Here is a 16,541-nt window from a genome sequence, read left to right on the forward strand (position 1 = left end):
GGCAGAAAAATCCGGAATACCTGAAGGTTTACCGCAATCCGGGCGGCACTTTTCGGCCCTTGTACCCGCATACCGGAGTTTCTATCCATCCCATTTTATATGTTAAAATTTGAGATTCAGGTTAAAACCCACACTTCTGGTCGATGGAAAGGACATGTCTTCCACTCCGGGGATAAGGGTACCGCCACTCATAGACATGGTTTCCGGATCGAAATGGGGGTTTTCAGTCCACAAGGCCAGATTTCTGGCTACCAGCGAAAGTCTGGCTTCCCGGAAGGGCAATTTGCTGATAGCCGCACCTGGAAGGTTATATCCCAGCGTAATTTCCCTTAATTTTACAAATGAGGCATCATACTTTGCCGCTTCCACGTTGCTTCTCTCGTAATACCTGTTGTGCCAGTCCCGCGAACTGATTTTCATTTCGTTCGGCACATAGCTGCCATCTGCCGTCTGTATCACACCGGGACTGATGATGCCATTGCCTTCCTGAGACAGATCATAGCCATTTTCCCGGCCCAGCAAGGTTTCCTCCAGTTGCCCGGAGGTACTGCCGATGGTTTTTGTCCTGGACACCACAATGCCCCCATAGCGGATATCGAATAAAAACCCGAAGGTCAATCGCTTGTAGTTGAAGTTGTTTTGAATTCCCAGCATCCAATCCGGATTATAATTCCCCTGCAGCACCAATTCAGTGGCCGTAAGAGGGGTTCCGGAGGTATTGTGAATGATCTGCCCAAAATAGGGACTGTTGGCATCTGTTACCCGGGCAAAGCCCCGGCCGTAGATATTCCCCATGCGTTCGCCGATCCGGGCCTGAATGGTAGCACCATTTCTGCCGACCATGGAATAGGTGTCCAGATCGTCAGTAAGCTCCAATACCTTACTCCTGTTACGTGTAAAATTAGCCGATACATTCCAATTTAAACCAGTTACATTTTGTATGGGACTACCCGTGAGGACCAATTCTATTCCGTTGTTCTGGATCTCTCCGGCATTGATGATCCTGCTGGCATAGCCGGTCGCGATATCGAGTTCTATAGGGATAATCTGGTTTCTGGTCCTGTTGTCGTAGTAGGTAAAATCCAGGCCCAATCTACCTTTCAGAAGTCTCAGGTCGGTACCCACTTCGAAGGATCCGGTTCTTTCCGGTTTTAGCTCCGCATTAGCCAGTCGGTTGGATTCAGTCTTACTTTGTATTGACCCCCAGGCAGCAACGGGATTAAAAACATTGGTGAGACTGTATGGATTGGTATCATTCCCCACTTCAGCATAAGCCGCCCGAACTTTAAAGAATGAAATAGCAGCCGGCAGGGTCAGCATATCAGAAATCACTCCACTCATGGTTACAGAAGGGTAGAAATAGCTGTTATTTGCTATGGGAAGTGTACTGGACCAATCATTCCTACCGGTAATGTCCAGAAAGAGAATATTGTTGTATCCTATCTGCCCAAAGCCATACAGGGAATTAATCCTTTTCTCAGACACCATGTGTTCCACCTGCAGGTTTACGGCTGTGTTGGTAAAATTATAAATGCCCGGAATCAACAACTGTGGCGCCATGGTTCGGGTAAACCTGTTTTCCTGCACCATCTGGTTTCCTCCCAGAGAAAGCGAATACGACCATTTCAGGTTATCGGTTTCGGAATATGTCAACAGAAAATCGGTGTTTCGCTCACTGAAAAACACGGCGTCTTCCCGATAACTTCCCAGGGGAAACCTCATGGTACTAAAAGCTCTTTTACGATCTCTAAGGTCATTGTACAGGTCCAGGCCTGTCCTGACCATCAGATTAAGCTTGTCCATGATTTTATAATTGGCCACCACATTGCCAAAAATTCTGTCCTTGCTTTGGCCGTTGGTATTTTCAAAGACATTAAAATAAGGATTGTCGTGATAGTTGTAATTGTAATTGAATTGTTGTCTGCCTTCTAAACCCGGCATCCAGTAATCCCTGAGACTTGCTGTATTGATCTGTCTTCCGTACCATATCCACAGATACATCAGACTTTCTGTGCCGTAGCTGATACTCGGCCTGTTACCGCTGTTGGTTTTCTGATAGTTGATCGCTGTGGTTATGCTCAACCTATCGGTGATCTGGCTGCTTCCGTTGAAGGCGAGGGTATTCCGTTTGAGGTCCGTATTGGGTATGGTGCCTTTCTGGTCCAGATTGGTCCAGGAAAACCGGAAGTTCGACTTTTCATTGCCTGAGGCGATGGATACGTTGTTGGATAGCGTGACCCCAGTCTGAAAAAAGTCATTGATATTGTTGGGTCGGGATACCCAGGGTGTTGGCGTAATGGTGCTTCCTTCAGGGGCATTCAGGTCCCCTCCCCTGAAGCCAGCTACATTTCTGGGAGAATCAAATTGCGGAATAGTTGTACCCTGATCCATTTCCGGGCCCCAGCTTTCGTCTACCCCATCTGCAATCCCAGCTCCTGCGCCATTCACAAACGAGAAAAGTCCATTATTCCCCTGGCCGTACCTGTCCTGCCAGTCCGGTAAAACCAAAGGGCTGTCGAAGGTGGTATTGGAGTTGATCGTTATACCCAGTCCCTTTTTATTTTTGCCCGATTTGGTCGTGATGAGGATGGCTCCGTTTGCTGCTCTGGAGCCATAGAGCGCTGCGGCGGCTGGCCCTTTCAGTATACTCATAGACGCAATGTCATCCGGATTAATCTCGCCGGCAGGATTGCCATAATCTACCTCCTGATTTCCTGAACCTGATGAGCCCACGATATTGTTGCTGATGGGAACGCCGTCGACTACAAACAATGGTTGGTTTGCATTGATATTCAGCGAAGACTCTCCCCTGATGGTTACCCTGGACGAACCTCCGATACCACTACTTGAGTTGGTGATCTGCACTCCCGCTACCCGGCCACTGAGTGAGTTCAGAACATTGGTTTCTCTGGCTTCTGTAAATCGATCTCCTTCCACGGCCTGAACGGAATAGCCCAGCGCTTTTGTTTCTCGTTCTACTCCCAAAGCCGTCACGACTACTTCATTCAATTCTTCGGAGGAATACTCCAAAGCAACATTGATGACAGAACGATTGCCTACCACGAGCTCCTGAGATTGAAATCCAATGTATGAAAACACCAGAACAGCTTCATCTGAAGGAACTTCTAACTCAAACCTGCCGTCCAGGTCTGTGACGGTGCCCCTGGTGGTCCCCTGGATCAATACAGAAGCACCCAATACAGGGTCTCCTGAGGAGCTTTCTGTGACGAGGCCACTAATCGTTCTGGATTGGGCCCACAAAGTCTGGCTATTGGCTAAGAGCAATAGCAAGAGCAGCATGCCCAGATACTTCCAGGTACCGGCATGATGCCCCTTTTGAAAAGGTACTGATTTTGTCATAATAATGAGCGTTTAAGAAATTGGTTTTTTTAACAAAAAAAATTCAATGAGAAGCATTTACACTTATGCCAGCCATTAAATATAAGGTAGGTCAATAGGACATGATACAAGCCGTGGATACGATCAGGAAATTTTGATAAAAACGTACAGGTAATTATTAAAATCTACAGTATCCGAAATTCATTGTGTTTCATTTTAAATATAAACAATATTTAAGTTTATTTTAATATGGAGGCAAAAATGATTAAATAAAAATTTAAAACGATCTGTAGCTGGTTATCTAATTATAAATAAAATGAAAAAAAATTAATACAAAATTAAAAGCAGGTACAGTCATCTCTTTCTAATCCCTGAGGTGCCAGGCCCTGGGATGGGTGAAAGCCCTGATACCCAAATGGGATAAAGTGACCCCCATGCCGGAATGTCTGCGTCCAGACCAGGGCAGACCAGGACTCACACGATCACAACAATTCCAATAGGCCGTGCCTGTAGAGAGCTGTCGCAGTAATTGCTTTGCCCTGCTTTCATCAGCGGAGAAAACTGCTGCAGTAAGCCCATATTCGGTATCGTTCATGAGCTGTACCGCTTCCTGATCGTTCTTCACTGACTGTATGCCAATCACAGGTCCAAAAGATTCCTCTTTCATCACAGCCATCTGGTGGTTTACACCCGTCAAAACAGTCGGCAACAGGTAATACCCTTCCTGTTCCCCCTTTTTACCGCCCACTTCCAGACGGGCTCCTTTCTGTATTGCATCCTGTATTTGGGCCAGGATAAGATCAGGTTGCTCCTTTCTGGTAAGCGGGCCAATGTAGGTGTCGGCATGTAGTGGGTCGCCGACAACATAGCTCTTTACCTCAGCAACAAAAGCCTGCACAAATTCATCGTAAATGCGCTCGTGTACATAAATCCGCTCTACCGCACAACAGCTCTGCCCATTGTTGTAAAAGGCTCCTTCGGCTGCATTGATGGCGGCTTGCCGGATATCAGCTACATCGTCTGCCACATATAAAGGATCTTTGCCACCCAATTCAAGTTGTACCGGCACTAACTTTCCGGCCACTCTTCCCGCAATATATTTTCCGGTACGGTAAGATCCTGTAAAAAAATAACCATCCATATCCACCTCCAGAAGCAGCTCCCCTACGGCTGGCCCGCCAATAAAGCATTCGAAAGCATTTTGTGGAATGCCCGCCTCCCAAAGCAGCTCTTTGAATTTTAAGCCGGTAAGGCTGGCGTATTCTGAGGGTTTATAAGCTACTGCATTCCCAGCCACCAAGGCATATAAAAAAACATTATAGCCCACGTTGTAGGGAAAATTCCAGGCCGAAATATTAGCGATGACGCCCAGCGGCTCATATACAATCTCCTCTCTTGTGGGCCCGGCCGCGGTCACAATTTCCCTGGCCAGCCATTTGGAAGCCTCCGCCTGAATATGCACTATCCGGTTATGCGCACCAGTGATCTCATTTTTTGCCTGTTGGAGAGGTTTGCCCGTTTCACTGGAAAGCAGAAGCGACAATTCATCCAGATTATTCCTGACCAACTGACCAAATTGACCGATTACGGAGACTCTTTCCTCCAGGGGAACATCTGCCCAAAGTGGCTGACCAGACCGTAGTCTTGCCATCTTTTCGATAACACTCGCCTTATTGTCTTCCGGTATTGATTCAATAATTTTCCCGGTAGCTGGATTGATGATGTCCATGGTCCTTCTATTTTTTTATTTTTGACAAGAAATAGCTATACAATTTCAACGGATCAAGAAATGGTGTGGATCTTCCTACCGAAAATTCAGGATGCCATTGCACGCCAATAATGTTTTTGTCTGGGGCATCTGATACTTCGACTGCTTCGATGATGCCATCTACGGGACACCGGGCCAGGATGGTCAGATTTTCTCCCAGGGTCTTAATGCCCTGATGATGCACTGAATTTACGATAGGCTTGGGCAGCCTGCCATAAATTTGTTCCAGACTAGTCCCGGGCACAAAATCAATCTGATGAACCAGCGTATCGTATTTTTGAGCATCTCTATGGATAGTAGCTTCAGGCAACTGCGTGGCGATATCCTGGTAAAGCGTTCCTCCGCAATATACGTTAAGCAACTGGAATCCCCTACAGATAGCGAGCACCGGTTTGCCCTTCCTGAATGCATAGTCCATTATCTTCAATTCATATTTGTCGCGGTACGGATCACCGGGCCACCTGCCTGCAACAATAGGTGTTTCGCCATAGGTCTGCGGGGCCAGGTCTGTGCCACCCTGAAATACAAATCCATCCAATGCCTCCAAAATCGGCTCCAGCCGATGATAAGGAAGGTCGGGGATCAAAACGGGCAGCACCCCCTCTTCGGCCACATAGGCAAACATGTCCGACTCTACATAAGCCAGGCTTTTGGGCCCGAATACTATCCTTGAGGGGTCGGGATACATGAAACAGGAGCTTATACCGATTTTTACCATAATTTACAATGCTGCCCGATAAAGTCTTTCAAAATCAGTTTCGGACACTGGCTTGGGATTGTTTGGATGGCAAAAATCAGCAATGGCCAGGGCTGAAAGTGTAGCAATATGCCCATCTTTTACCCCTATATCCGAAAGCCTGATCGGCAAGCCCAGCCTGACATTCAACTCACTGATATAGGACAGCACCTTTTTACCTTCACCCTTATTAAATCCCAACACAAGTCCCATTTGGTCAAATGAATCTTCATTATCTTCATAATTAAATTCCAGACCATATGGAAGGTTAATGGCATTTGCCAATCCGTGATGGGTGTCCAGCAGGCTGGATAAGGGATGCGCCAGGCTGTGCACAATACCCAGACCCTTTTGAAAAGCTATCGCTCCCATCATGGAGGCCATCAGCATTCTACTTCTGGAGGGAAGATCAGGCTGAAGTGTGGCTGTCTGCAGAGATTCACCTATCAAACGAATGCCTTCCAAAGCTATTCCGCTACACATCGGGTGCCAGTTTTTTGATAGATAAGCCTCCATATTGTGTGTCAACGCATCCATCCCGGTAGCGGCCGTTACAAAGGGCGGCAGGTCCATGGTCAAACGGGGATCTGCAAAGACCATTTTAGCCATCAGAGACGGAGCAAATAGTATCCGTTTCTTCTTCGTTTCGTCTTCAGAAATGATCGCACTTCTACCTACCTCGCTGCCGGTACCGGCTGTAGTGGGTATGGTGACAAAATGAGGAATTGGCTCGGTCACGTACTTATCACCACCTATGAGGTCGTCATAGTCAAACAAATCCCGGTGGTGGTTGATGCTTAAGGCAATGGCACGGGCCACATCCAGAGCTACACCCCCGCCTATTCCCAAAATCGCATCCCTTCCGGTAACCTGGTAGCATTCTTTTCCTGCCAGCACATCGGATTTTATCGGGTTTTTATGTACCTCAGAAAAGACCTCAACAGAAATATTCTGCCTTTTCAGATCTGAAGTTATTTTTTTAAAGAGGTTAAGCTCCCTGACCAAAGGATCTGTCACCAGTAGCGGATTTTTTATACCATTGCTTTTCAGGTAGTCAGCCAATTCACCAATTACACCCACACCAAATCGGATTTGAGTAGGAAAATTAAAATTAAATTTCTCGTTTATATTCATGTCATGCAGGACAATAAGTAGCTGTATTTTGGAATAGTTCTATATGATTTCAAAATATCTTTTTCTCTCCCAATCGGTGATACTGGACTCAAATTCACGGCACTCCCAGTCTCTTGTTTTACAGAAATGCTGGACAAAGTCTTCACCAAAAAGAATATTTGCCAAATCAGAATCTTTCATGAGGCGGGTAGCCTCCCTCAGTGAGGTGGGAATGCTGCCATTGGAATAGTCTTCATAGCCATTGCCCAGGGTAGCTGCGCTGCTTAGCTCCATTTGCTGCTCAATTCCGTAAAGTCCTGCAGCCAGACAGGCAGCCATGGCCAGATAAGGATTTACGTCCGAACCGATCACCCTCGTTTCCAGTCGTGTAGACTTCTCCCCACCTGGGAGCACCCTGAGTGCCGTGGTCCTGTTGTCCCTGGCCCAGGTAAGGGTAGTCGGTGCCCAGGCACCTTCCACCAGGCGTTTGTAACTATTTATAGTAGGTGCAAACATGGGCAATATGTATGGCAAACAATGAAGCTGACCGGCGATGTATTGCCGCATGATCCGACTCATTTGCCACTTTTGCCCTCCATCGTAAAACAAATTATTTTCCTGTTTGCTGTCCCAAAGGCTCTGGTGTACATGGCCCCCATTACCGGGAAGGGCCTCAGACCATTTTGCCATAAATGTGGCCATTAGACCATGCTTGTAGGCAATTTCCTTGACGCTGGTTTTGAACAAAACAGCGCGGTCCGCTGCCAGTAAAATTTCACTGTATTGAATGGCCGCCTCATACACTCCCGGACCTGTTTCGGTATGCAGGCCCTCCAGAGGAATTCCAAATTTATGGCAGAGGTCGAAAAGGTCGTTGAAAAATTCGCTTTTCAGAGAGGCCCTTAAAATGGAATAGCCAAACATGCCCGGGGTCATGGGTTTGGCCCCTTCCGGCTTGTCGTTACCAAAGCCATCCGGAGTCACTTCAAAATTAAACCATTCAAACTCCTGCGAAAACTGAGGCATAAATCCGGCATCCCAGGCCCTCTGTCGGACCCTTTTCAGCAGGGAACGGGGGCAAACCTTGGCACCATGGGCTGTATCTTGCTCGAAATCGGCCAGAAAAAATGGCAAGTCTTTCTCCCAGGGGATACTCCTTTGGGTAGCCAGGTCTACGTGGGCCTGAAAATCCGGATAGCCGGTATGCCACCCGGTCACCGAGACGTTATCATAAGACTTGTCCTCCATATCCCAACCAAAAACTACCGCACAAAAGCCAAGTCCTCCATCAAGAATGGAGATAAATTTGTCCAGCGAAACTACTTTCCCCCGCAAAACCCCGTCGATATCTACTATGGCCAATTTGATCTTATTGCAGGAACTGCCCTTCAACGTTTTGATCAGCGCTTCTTTTGAAGTTTTCATGGAATATCAGGATTTATGAATAAATATACGGAAGAACAGAAAGGCGCCGAGCAACATGGCAAAAAATATCAATGCCAGGGTAAAGTTGTAAATTACCATGGCCACCATAGAGATACTGGCAATAATCAGGGCAAGCACAGGAAACAGCGGATAAACAGGAACTTTAAACGGCCTTTCCAAATCCGGCTCATTTTTCCGGAGATACAGAAATGAAATCATCGACAAAATATAGAGGCCCAGGGCTCCAAATACAGCAATGGTAATTATTTCTCCGGTTTTACCGGTGAGAAGGGCGATAATTCCAATACACATGTTGACCAGTAATGCATTGCCCGGAGTTTTAAATTTTTTATTCACCCTTCCTATGGCCTTAGGGGCATAGCCTACCCTTCCAAACTCGAAAGTTGTTCGTCCGGCCGCCAGAATAATGCCGTTGAAGGATGCAACCAGGCCAAAAAGTGCAATAAAGGAGAGCATTTGATAGTACCAATGGTTCTCGCCCACAACCAGGGCCATAGCCAGCGGAAGTGGCGAGTCTGAGGCTGTACCAGAGTCATCAGGATACACGATGGCCTCCCATCCAGCTACGCCTACTGCCGCTGCAAAAGTCAATATGCAGAGAATCACCAAAGTCAACAAGGCAAATCCAAAGCCTTTTAGAATATTTTTCTGGGGATTGATGGTTTCTTCGGCTACATTAGCCACACCTTCGATAGCCAGAAAAAACCAGATGGCAAACGGAATCGCTGCAACTATACCGGCAAATCCCCGGTGAAAACCCTTTACATGTAAATTTTCAAACTGAAATTCGGGGAGTGTAACACCGGCAAAAAACAACAAACCCACTACTGCAACGATGGTAATAAAAAGCTCAAAGGTTGCAGCCAGCTCTAATCCCACTATATTCAAGCCAGTAAAAATCAGGTAAGCGGCAATGCCAACATACAAAGCATCCCATTCTGGAAAAAAAATTCCGAAATAGGCCCCAATGGCTGAAGCTATTGCAGGGGGCGCAAAAATAAACTCGATGTTTTGTGACATACCGGCCAAAAAACCCAATTGCTTTCCGAGGCCGCGTTCGGCATAAGAAAATGCTCCTCCTGCCCTGGGAATGGCACAAGCCATCTCGGTATAGCTGAAGGTAAAGGTCACATACATGATGATGATGAAGAAAATGGCTACCGCCGCTCCCCAGGTACCTCCCTCCGCCAACCCCAGGTTCCATCCAAAATAATTGCCGGATATAACATAACCAACGCCCAATCCCCACAGCATGAAAGGCCCCAAGGTTTTCTTTAATTTGTTTTCCTGAGAAGGAATGGTATGATTCATGCTATTTTTACTTTTCAAGTGTACAAAAGGACTATATTAGTCGGAGCGAAAATGATTGAAAATTTATTGGTAGCTCTGGGTCATTGCTTTCAAAAATAGAAATTAAATTGAATTAATTTGATTCAATCCCAAAATAACCTTTAAAAAACAGGCTGAAACAGCTCAGTTTGTTAAAAAGTGGTGTAACCTCCTTTTGGCATTAATAAGAATGGAAAATAAAATAAAAAAAATAGCCATAGTCGGTACAGGAACGGTGGTGAATGGAATTGGACTTGTATTTTCGCAACGGGGCTTTCGTGTAACTCTGACAGACCAGACTCAGCAGGTCCCGGACGCGAGAGCACGACGTAGCGAAAAGAACCTGATAAATCAGCAGGAAAAAGTGGCTCGGGATTTTAGGAACAAGCCGAATCAAGCAAACAAAAAAAGTAGCCGCCATTTCAACTCATTTTAGACAAAACGACACATGCACATTGCCGTATCCGGAAATATTGGTAGCGGAAAAACCACCCTGGTAAAAAAACTGGCCTCCCACTACAATTGGCAGGCAGAGTTCGAATCAGTTGAGGAAAATCCCTATCTCGAGGATTTTTACGAGAACATGCAGAAATGGTCTTTCCATCTCCAGGTTTATTTTTTGCACAGCAGGTTCAACCAAAACAGGCGCATTCAGGAGAGCAGCCGATCCACCATACAAGATAGAACCATTTATGAAGATGCGCATATTTTTGCTGCAAATCTGTTTGAGACCCAATTGATCTCAAACCGTGACTACAGCAATTACCTGGAACTATACCGCTCCATGGAGAAATACATCAATCCGCCCGACCTGCTGGTGTATTTGAAAGCCGACATTCCCAAGCTGGTAGATCAGATCGAAAAACGGGGACGCCAGTACGAAAAAACCATTCAGATCTCCTATCTGAAAAGCCTGAACGACCACTATAAAAAGTGGATATCAGCGTACCGGCAGGGCAAACTTCTGGTTATTGATGTGAATGAAATGGACTTTGTGGAAAATAGGGAACACTTCTCAGAAATAGTCAGCAAAATAGACCGGGAAATATTCGGATTATTTACCTGATCAAGCCATTTTTCTGACCAACCAGTTTCCTATAGATTGCAGCAGATCGGCGTTGGGGTTCAGCAAAAGTTTGTCAATCCTCTGGAGCTGTCCACTGATCATGAGATTTTCGTAGGCAGGAATCCTCAACAACCGAAAGCCATGCAGACGGGAAATCAAATCGTACTGCAGGTCATTGTAGGCATTTAATTTCCATCCAGGCGATCCATTTCCCGACAAATCTCCCGCCTCTTCAGCAGTGCCGAAACAGTTGGATGCCATTGGTGGTCCCTGCCAGACCCTGTCCTGCAGCCCGGACAGCAAACATTCCCGCTCATGCGTGCGGCACATGCGCAAATAGGCAGCATGCCAGGAAAAACTAAACACCTGGTACACGGATGTCTTGAGGGTACACAAGCGATAGCGGTTAAAATGCTTGGTATCGTCATAAAGCAGCAGGTTTCTGCCTACTTTGACCGGGATCTTTAAAGACCGGAGTGTGGGAAAAGGACCGGATCCCTGTAGTTCTGAAAATCCTTCCCGCAGCAAGTCTTTACCTTTACCCTCCAGCAGTCGGTTGTTGACCGGCAGATTAAAATCTGTTTCCACCATTATTTCCTGAATATTCAGGGCTTCAATAAGTTGAGAGATCTTTTGCTGGTACATGTAGTTGGTTTACAAAAATTCAAATAATAAACCGGGTCAGGGCTGTTTCTGCTCTATCCGTTCTTTCAAATTGGGTTTGGAACCTGGGAAAGTGGTACGGGAGGACATGTCCAGCCCGATCAATAGCATGGTCAATAAGAACAACAGCCCAAAAACAAGGAATATCCACTTATTTCTATTCATGTTACATTTAAAACTTTACCCAAAATTAACTAATGCCCTCCAAAATAGTTCCATGTCAGTAAAAATTCTATACCCATACAGCAATGAGAATACATTTATTTTACATCGCTACAGCATAAATATTTATTTTTCAGGAATAATTAGTAAATTATATTTTATTTATTTTCTATTTATATCCTTTGGGCCTTATTATTGCGTTATACCAGATAAAACCAATTGACCAATCACCTGAAAATCAAGACACCATCTTTTATGTACAAACAGATCAAACCGGATATGATCTACCATTATTTCGATCAGGACATTGAACTGATTTATGAAATAATTGAATTGGTGATAGCGCTCAACTTACAGGATTTAAAACAACTGATGCCTTTGTATGAACTCCATGAAATTGCCGCGATCAAACAAAAATTTCATAGGTCCAAGCCTGTCTTTGGATTTTTAGGTGCCACGGACATCAATCGACTTATCGAAACTATTGAAACCGACGTGAAGCGGCAATTTCCCAGGTACTATGATGAATTGTTGCAATTCCTTGACGAACTGGAGGAAGACCTCCATATTTTTTTAAAAAAGATTCATCAGTAATCCTTTTTCAATTTAGCGGTGAAAAAACAGGCTTCTATTGAAGAATTATGCATTGATTTTTGTAATTTACGGCTGAATTCAGCCCGCAATAACCCAGGAACAGTTAATTTACGGAGCAAAAACCTTCCGCACATTTCAATCATCACCACTAACCTATGAAAACAAGCAAACATTTCTGTAAAGAAAACCTTTGTGTCTTGCTGGTACTATTTATTTTGGGCTTTTCCTGCCAACCAAAAAAAGAAGCGGTAGGACTGATTGCAGACGAGGCCATGGTGGTATCTGCGCACCCTCTGGCTTCAAAAGTAGGAAAGGATATCCTTCAACAGGGTGGCAATGCGGTAGATGCTGCTATCGCTGTACAGATGGCATTGGCAGTGGTATATCCACAGGCGGGAAACATCGGTGGAGGCGGATTTATGGTAATCCGTGAAGCTGGCGGGAGCCACCACACCCTGGATTACCGGGAAAAGGCGCCACTTGCTGCCAGCCGGGATATGTACCTGGATGACAATGGAGATGCCTTGCCCGAAAAAAGCCAGAATGGACATTTGGCATCAGGTGTGCCCGGATCGGTCGACGGGATGGTTCGCGCCCATGAAAAACTGGGATCAATGGAATGGGCCCGATTGATTCAACCGGCGATTGAACTCGCCGAAGATGGTTTTGAGCTTAGTGCAGATGAGGCGGACTATTTTACCCGGGTTTCGGAAAGTCTGAAAAAGTATTCCACTGTGGATCCGATCCAATTTACCGGAAAAGCCTGGAATGCCGGAGACAGGCTTATCCAAAGCCAATTGGCCAATACGCTGAAACTTATCCGGGATAAGGGCAGAGCAGGCTTTTACAGTGGACAGGTAGCTAATGATATTGTTGCGGAAATGGAACGTGGTGGCGGCATAATCAGTCTCGAGGATCTGGAGCAATATGAAAGCAGTTGGAGACAAGCACTGACGGGCGATTACAAGGATTATCATATCATCACCATGGGGCCTCCAAGCAGCGGAGGATTGATACTGCTGCAAATGTTGGGCATCATGGAAAATTATCAGGTATCAGATCAGGGTATGGCTTATGCGGACTACCTGCATCTGAAAACAGAAATGGAGCGGAGAATTTTTGCCGATCGGGCAGCATTTATGGCCGACGCAGATTTTTATCCGGTTCCGGTAGATGAGCTGCTGGCAGATAGCTACCTGGATCAAAGGTTCAGTAATTTTGATCCGGATGCAGCTACACCTTCCGACCTGATCATGGAAGGCAATATTTTATCCATGAGCGAAGAGACCACGCACTTTTCCATCGTAGACCAGGAAGGAAATGCCGTCTCCTGTACTACCACCCTGAATGGTGGCATGGGATCAAAGGTTGTGGTGGACGGGGCAGGTTTTCTCCTGAACAATGAAATGGACGATTTTTCTATCAAGCCGGGTTTTCCAAATATGTTTGGCGTTTTGGGAGGAGAAGCCAACAAGATTGAGCCGGGAAAAAGAATGCTGAGCTCCATGACGCCGACTATTATAGAGAAAGACGGAGAACTCTTCATGGTAGTAGGGACACCGGGAGGCTCCACAATACCTACTTCCGTTTTCCAGACAGTAGTAAATGTGATTGAATTTGGTATGGGCATGCAGGAAGCGATTAATGAAAAGCGTTTTCATAGCCAGTGGAAACCCGATCAAATCAGTTTTGAAAAGGATTTTGACCAGGCGGACATCCTCCAGTCCCTGCGTGATAAAGGGCATGCTCTCAGTGAAAGAAATGGAATAGGGAGAGTAGACGCCATTCTAATGTTGGAAGATGGTAAAATGGAAGGTGGAGCGGACCCCAGAGGTATGGATGCGGCCTCAGGATTCTAGTAGCGCCGCAAATACGGGAATGAGAATCAGTGATACGGCCATGGAAAGGGCTATCAACATGGCCGATGCCCTTTCCCTTGACTGAAACATACTGGCAAAGACTGTCACATTAGCTGCAATTGGAAATAAGGAAACCATACCCAGCATCTGGCGGTCTTTGCTGTCCAGCACATCAAAAATGAAATATTCCAGGGCCAGTAAGATGAGCATGATACCCACAGCGCTGAGTAGCCTGACTCCCAGAATCCAGGCCAAAGAACGGTAGGCTAGCGTGTCTGTTCCCACTCCTTTGAGGTTCATTCCGATGATCATCATCCCTGCTGCAGAGACGATGTTGCCGGAGACATCCGCAGATTGATCAAAAACGACGGGCATGGTAAACCCAAACACTTTAAGAGCCAGGGCTAGCGCAAAAGCATAGATAAGGGGTGTTTTCAGCACCTTTGACAGGGCTTTGCGGCGTTCATATTTTGGTCTGGCAAGCTGATAAAAGCCAATCGAATCGCCGTATAGCGCCGTACCCACATAAATGCAAATCAGACTGGTTATACTTTCCGGACCATATATTGCTTCAAAGGTAGGGATTCCAAAAAAAGCTACATTGAAGAAAGAAAAAGAGCTTTTGATCAGGTATTCACCCTCCCCAAGCTTGCGGTAGGTGAGTATCGCTGGCAAAGTCATCCCCGCCGCCAATAAAAAGGACATCACTGAAAGAAAAATCAGCATCCCTGAATCTGCATTCAGGACATGATAAATCACCAGAAATGGCATGAACAGATAGACCAGGGGACTTGTAAGCCACTGTTTATTGACCGTTACATTTTTTACGAGAACATATCCAAAAAGTATGCATATCAGATACGGAAACAAGGATTTATAGAGTTCAATCGTTATTTCCATCCAATATCCTGAATAATATTTCCTGAGTTAGGTTTCGTACAGTCTTAACATTAAACCATACCGCGTTGACATCCATCAGCATGCCGTTGACCAAATGGCCTACGGCAAAGATACCGTTTCCACCGGCCGGCGAGAGCAACTGCATGGTGCGCGGGTTAACTACCGCTCCTCCCACAGGATGACTACCAATCAGCTTTTTTTCCAGCAAATGGCTTACCAGGGGATTTTCCATCTGATCCAGCGCACTGGGACTACCGGTAGCATTGATCAACAGCCCAACCTCATAAGAAACCTCATCAGCTGTTTTCAGGACAAAGCCGGCCTTCCCTTCCATCTCCTCCAAATTCTCAAAAAAAGGTACTACTTTTAAATGCCCTTCATCAAATGCCTGCTTTAATTTATAGGCATTGTGCAGCGGCATACCGTGTCGGTTAATAGCCCAATGGGGTCCAAACCACTTTTTAAACTTTGTTTTTTCGTTAACTGAGAGCGCATCCCAAACGGCTGAAGCTTCATAGCGGAGCGAATAAGCCAGGTTGACCACCGGATCGCCGCCATTCTCCGCCCAGTCGATATCCTTTGCCAGTAATTTGTCCGCCGGAAGCCCGATTCTATTTAAAGTTTTGGCTTCGACCGGTTCGCCTGTAATGGCCTCCAACTCCTGCAAAAACCATCGAAACAGCAGTTTTACCGGTATAGGACGTACCCGTTCTCTTTTCCAACGATTCAGGTTGGATAGGGTAAGAAACTTTCTTTCTACGGACCTGTTTTCCACAGGCTGAACTTTAGGCATCAATCCATCCGGTGAAAAAAGGTAGATCTCTCCTTTATATCCATTGTCCAGCAAGGTAATTACCGTATCAATCGCACTCAGGCTACAACCCAGGATACCAATGCGTTCATGTTGCTGGTATCGCTGTAAAATCCTTTCTGATGGCCATGGAAAATCAATGTAGCGCCCATTTGAACGAAGTTCCCTGAATTTGTTGGGTTTGGGGGTTCCCACCGCCAGCACCACCTTATCTACCGGAGAGGCCGTTTTGCCTTCGTTGGTGCTGATAAGGTACTTGCCAGCTTCCAGATCGATTTTTTCTACCCTTTGCTGGTATTGTATTACCTTCAAACCCAATTTTTCCGCATGCCTGAGGTATAACTTCATTTGTTCACGCAGATATGCCCCATAAAAATTCCTCGAGGTATACCTGTCTTCCAGATCCCCTTCCCCTTTGACAGCCTGATTTGCTTTTCCCCCTTTCTCCTGCAGCCACTGGGTAAAATGATCCGGTTCCTCCGGAAAAATCCCCATCAATTCCGCCTGAGTATTTAAAATATGCCCCGGTTGGTCTGTACCGAATGCCAGTCCTTTGCCAAACGTATCATCCTCCTCATACCAATGTATGGTGAAAGCGGCGGGTTTCCCGGATAATCCAATTTGATGAAAAAGGTCTACAAATACAGCGACCCCACAGGCTCCACCGCCCACGATTGCTATATGATTCATTATTTGCGCTTTAGCTTGCCTAATTAGCAGTAAATATAAAAAAACCGTGAAAAAATCCACGGTTT

General features: G+C 46.0%; 14 protein-coding genes. 4 read left to right on the forward strand and 10 right to left on the reverse strand.

What is annotated here, in order from left to right:
* Window positions 1-102 precede the first annotated feature (102 nt).
* The 6 genes from BUB19_RS05245 to eat all read right to left on the reverse strand — a co-directional run bounded on the left by BUB19_RS05245 (window position 103) and on the right by eat (window position 9,713).
* Window positions 103-3,360: a SusC/RagA family TonB-linked outer membrane protein gene (locus BUB19_RS05245; protein ID WP_073093260.1), complete on the reverse strand. Its 3,258-nt coding sequence runs from the start codon at window positions 3,358-3,360 to the stop codon at window positions 103-105.
* A gap of 343 nt (window positions 3,361-3,703) precedes the next feature.
* Window positions 3,704-5,068: an aldehyde dehydrogenase family protein gene (locus BUB19_RS05250; RefSeq protein ID WP_073093262.1), complete on the reverse strand. Its 1,365-nt coding sequence runs from the start codon at window positions 5,066-5,068 to the stop codon at window positions 3,704-3,706.
* Between the two features lie 7 nt (window positions 5,069-5,075).
* The gene (locus tag BUB19_RS05255) at window positions 5,076-5,825 is read right to left on the reverse strand and encodes a gamma-glutamyl-gamma-aminobutyrate hydrolase family protein (RefSeq protein ID WP_073093264.1); all 750 of its coding nucleotides are present in this window, start codon (window positions 5,823-5,825) and stop codon (window positions 5,076-5,078) included.
* A gap of 3 nt (window positions 5,826-5,828) precedes the next feature.
* Window positions 5,829-6,977: an iron-containing alcohol dehydrogenase gene (locus tag BUB19_RS05260; RefSeq protein ID WP_073093266.1), complete on the reverse strand. Its 1,149-nt coding sequence runs from the start codon at window positions 6,975-6,977 to the stop codon at window positions 5,829-5,831.
* Window positions 6,978-7,016: 39 nt separating this feature from the next.
* Complete coding sequence (locus BUB19_RS05265; RefSeq protein WP_073093268.1) at window positions 7,017-8,381, reverse strand: glutamine synthetase family protein; 1,365 nt, start codon at window positions 8,379-8,381, stop codon at window positions 7,017-7,019.
* Between the two features lie 6 nt (window positions 8,382-8,387).
* Window positions 8,388-9,713: an ethanolamine permease gene (gene eat, locus BUB19_RS05270; protein ID WP_073093270.1), complete on the reverse strand. Its 1,326-nt coding sequence runs from the start codon at window positions 9,711-9,713 to the stop codon at window positions 8,388-8,390.
* 208 nt (window positions 9,714-9,921) lie between these two features.
* On the opposite strand from eat, the gene BUB19_RS24730 reads away from it, so the two are divergent.
* Window positions 9,922-10,167 carry a 3-hydroxyacyl-CoA dehydrogenase NAD-binding domain-containing protein gene (locus BUB19_RS24730; RefSeq protein ID WP_073093272.1) on the forward strand — a complete coding sequence of 82 codons (246 nt, stop codon included), beginning with the start codon at window positions 9,922-9,924 and terminating at the stop codon, window positions 10,165-10,167.
* Window positions 10,168-10,179: 12 nt separating this feature from the next.
* Window positions 10,180-10,797, forward strand: a complete 618-nt coding sequence (locus BUB19_RS05280; RefSeq protein WP_073093276.1) for a deoxynucleoside kinase — start codon at window positions 10,180-10,182, stop codon at window positions 10,795-10,797.
* On the opposite strand, the gene BUB19_RS05285 is transcribed toward BUB19_RS05280, so the two are convergent.
* Window positions 10,798-11,442, reverse strand: a complete 645-nt coding sequence (locus tag BUB19_RS05285; RefSeq protein WP_073093279.1) for a DUF7255 family protein — start codon at window positions 11,440-11,442, stop codon at window positions 10,798-10,800.
* Window positions 11,443-11,478: 36 nt separating this feature from the next.
* Entirely contained in the window at window positions 11,479-11,625 is a 147-nt protein-coding gene (locus tag BUB19_RS24090) for a hypothetical protein (RefSeq protein WP_178371437.1), read from the reverse strand.
* Window positions 11,626-11,877: 252 nt separating this feature from the next.
* Between BUB19_RS24090 and BUB19_RS05290 the strand changes: the two genes are divergently transcribed.
* The gene (locus BUB19_RS05290) at window positions 11,878-12,216 is read left to right on the forward strand and encodes a hypothetical protein (protein WP_073093283.1); all 339 of its coding nucleotides are present in this window, start codon (window positions 11,878-11,880) and stop codon (window positions 12,214-12,216) included.
* Window positions 12,217-12,371: 155 nt separating this feature from the next.
* Window positions 12,372-14,075 carry a gamma-glutamyltransferase gene (gene ggt / locus BUB19_RS05295; RefSeq protein WP_073093287.1) on the forward strand — a complete coding sequence of 568 codons (1,704 nt, stop codon included), beginning with the start codon at window positions 12,372-12,374 and terminating at the stop codon, window positions 14,073-14,075.
* Here ggt and BUB19_RS05300 read toward each other — a convergent pair.
* Window positions 14,064-14,975, reverse strand: a complete 912-nt coding sequence (locus tag BUB19_RS05300) for an AEC family transporter (protein WP_073093289.1) — start codon at window positions 14,973-14,975, stop codon at window positions 14,064-14,066. The genes ggt and BUB19_RS05300 overlap by 12 nt on opposite strands.
* A complete protein-coding gene (locus tag BUB19_RS05305) occupies window positions 14,959-16,476 on the reverse strand; it encodes an FAD/NAD(P)-binding protein (protein ID WP_073093291.1) in 1,518 nt (505 codons plus the stop codon). The genes BUB19_RS05300 and BUB19_RS05305 overlap by 17 nt, the downstream gene beginning before the upstream one ends.
* Window positions 16,477-16,541 lie beyond the last annotated feature (65 nt).

Source organism: Cyclobacterium lianum (assembly GCF_900143075.1).
GTDB classification, from domain to species: domain Bacteria; phylum Bacteroidota; class Bacteroidia; order Cytophagales; family Cyclobacteriaceae; genus Cyclobacterium; species Cyclobacterium lianum.

Excerpts from the sequence above, each read along its gene's own strand:
- BUB19_RS05245 (WP_073093260.1), bottom strand. The coding sequence starts at position 3,360 with ATGACAAAATCAGTACCTTTTCAAAAGGGGCATCATGCCGGTACCTGG.
- BUB19_RS05250 (WP_073093262.1), bottom strand. The coding sequence starts at position 5,068 with ATGGACATCATCAATCCAGCTACCGGGAAAATTATTGAATCAATACCG.
- BUB19_RS05255 (WP_073093264.1), bottom strand. The coding sequence starts at position 5,825 with ATGGTAAAAATCGGTATAAGCTCCTGTTTCATGTATCCCGACCCCTCA.
- BUB19_RS05260 (WP_073093266.1), bottom strand. The coding sequence starts at position 6,977 with ATGAATATAAACGAGAAATTTAATTTTAATTTTCCTACTCAAATCCGA.
- BUB19_RS05265 (WP_073093268.1), bottom strand. The coding sequence starts at position 8,381 with ATGAAAACTTCAAAAGAAGCGCTGATCAAAACGTTGAAGGGCAGTTCC.
- eat (WP_073093270.1), bottom strand. The coding sequence starts at position 9,713 with ATGAATCATACCATTCCTTCTCAGGAAAACAAATTAAAGAAAACCTTG.
- BUB19_RS24730 (WP_073093272.1), top strand. The coding sequence starts at position 9,922 with ATGGAAAATAAAATAAAAAAAATAGCCATAGTCGGTACAGGAACGGTG.
- BUB19_RS05280 (WP_073093276.1), top strand. The coding sequence starts at position 10,180 with ATGCACATTGCCGTATCCGGAAATATTGGTAGCGGAAAAACCACCCTG.
- BUB19_RS05285 (WP_073093279.1), bottom strand. The coding sequence starts at position 11,442 with ATGTACCAGCAAAAGATCTCTCAACTTATTGAAGCCCTGAATATTCAG.
- BUB19_RS24090 (WP_178371437.1), bottom strand. The coding sequence starts at position 11,625 with ATGAATAGAAATAAGTGGATATTCCTTGTTTTTGGGCTGTTGTTCTTA.
- BUB19_RS05290 (WP_073093283.1), top strand. The coding sequence starts at position 11,878 with ATGTACAAACAGATCAAACCGGATATGATCTACCATTATTTCGATCAG.
- ggt (WP_073093287.1), top strand. The coding sequence starts at position 12,372 with ATGAAAACAAGCAAACATTTCTGTAAAGAAAACCTTTGTGTCTTGCTG.
- BUB19_RS05300 (WP_073093289.1), bottom strand. The coding sequence starts at position 14,975 with ATGGAAATAACGATTGAACTCTATAAATCCTTGTTTCCGTATCTGATA.
- BUB19_RS05305 (WP_073093291.1), bottom strand. The coding sequence starts at position 16,476 with ATGAATCATATAGCAATCGTGGGCGGTGGAGCCTGTGGGGTCGCTGTA.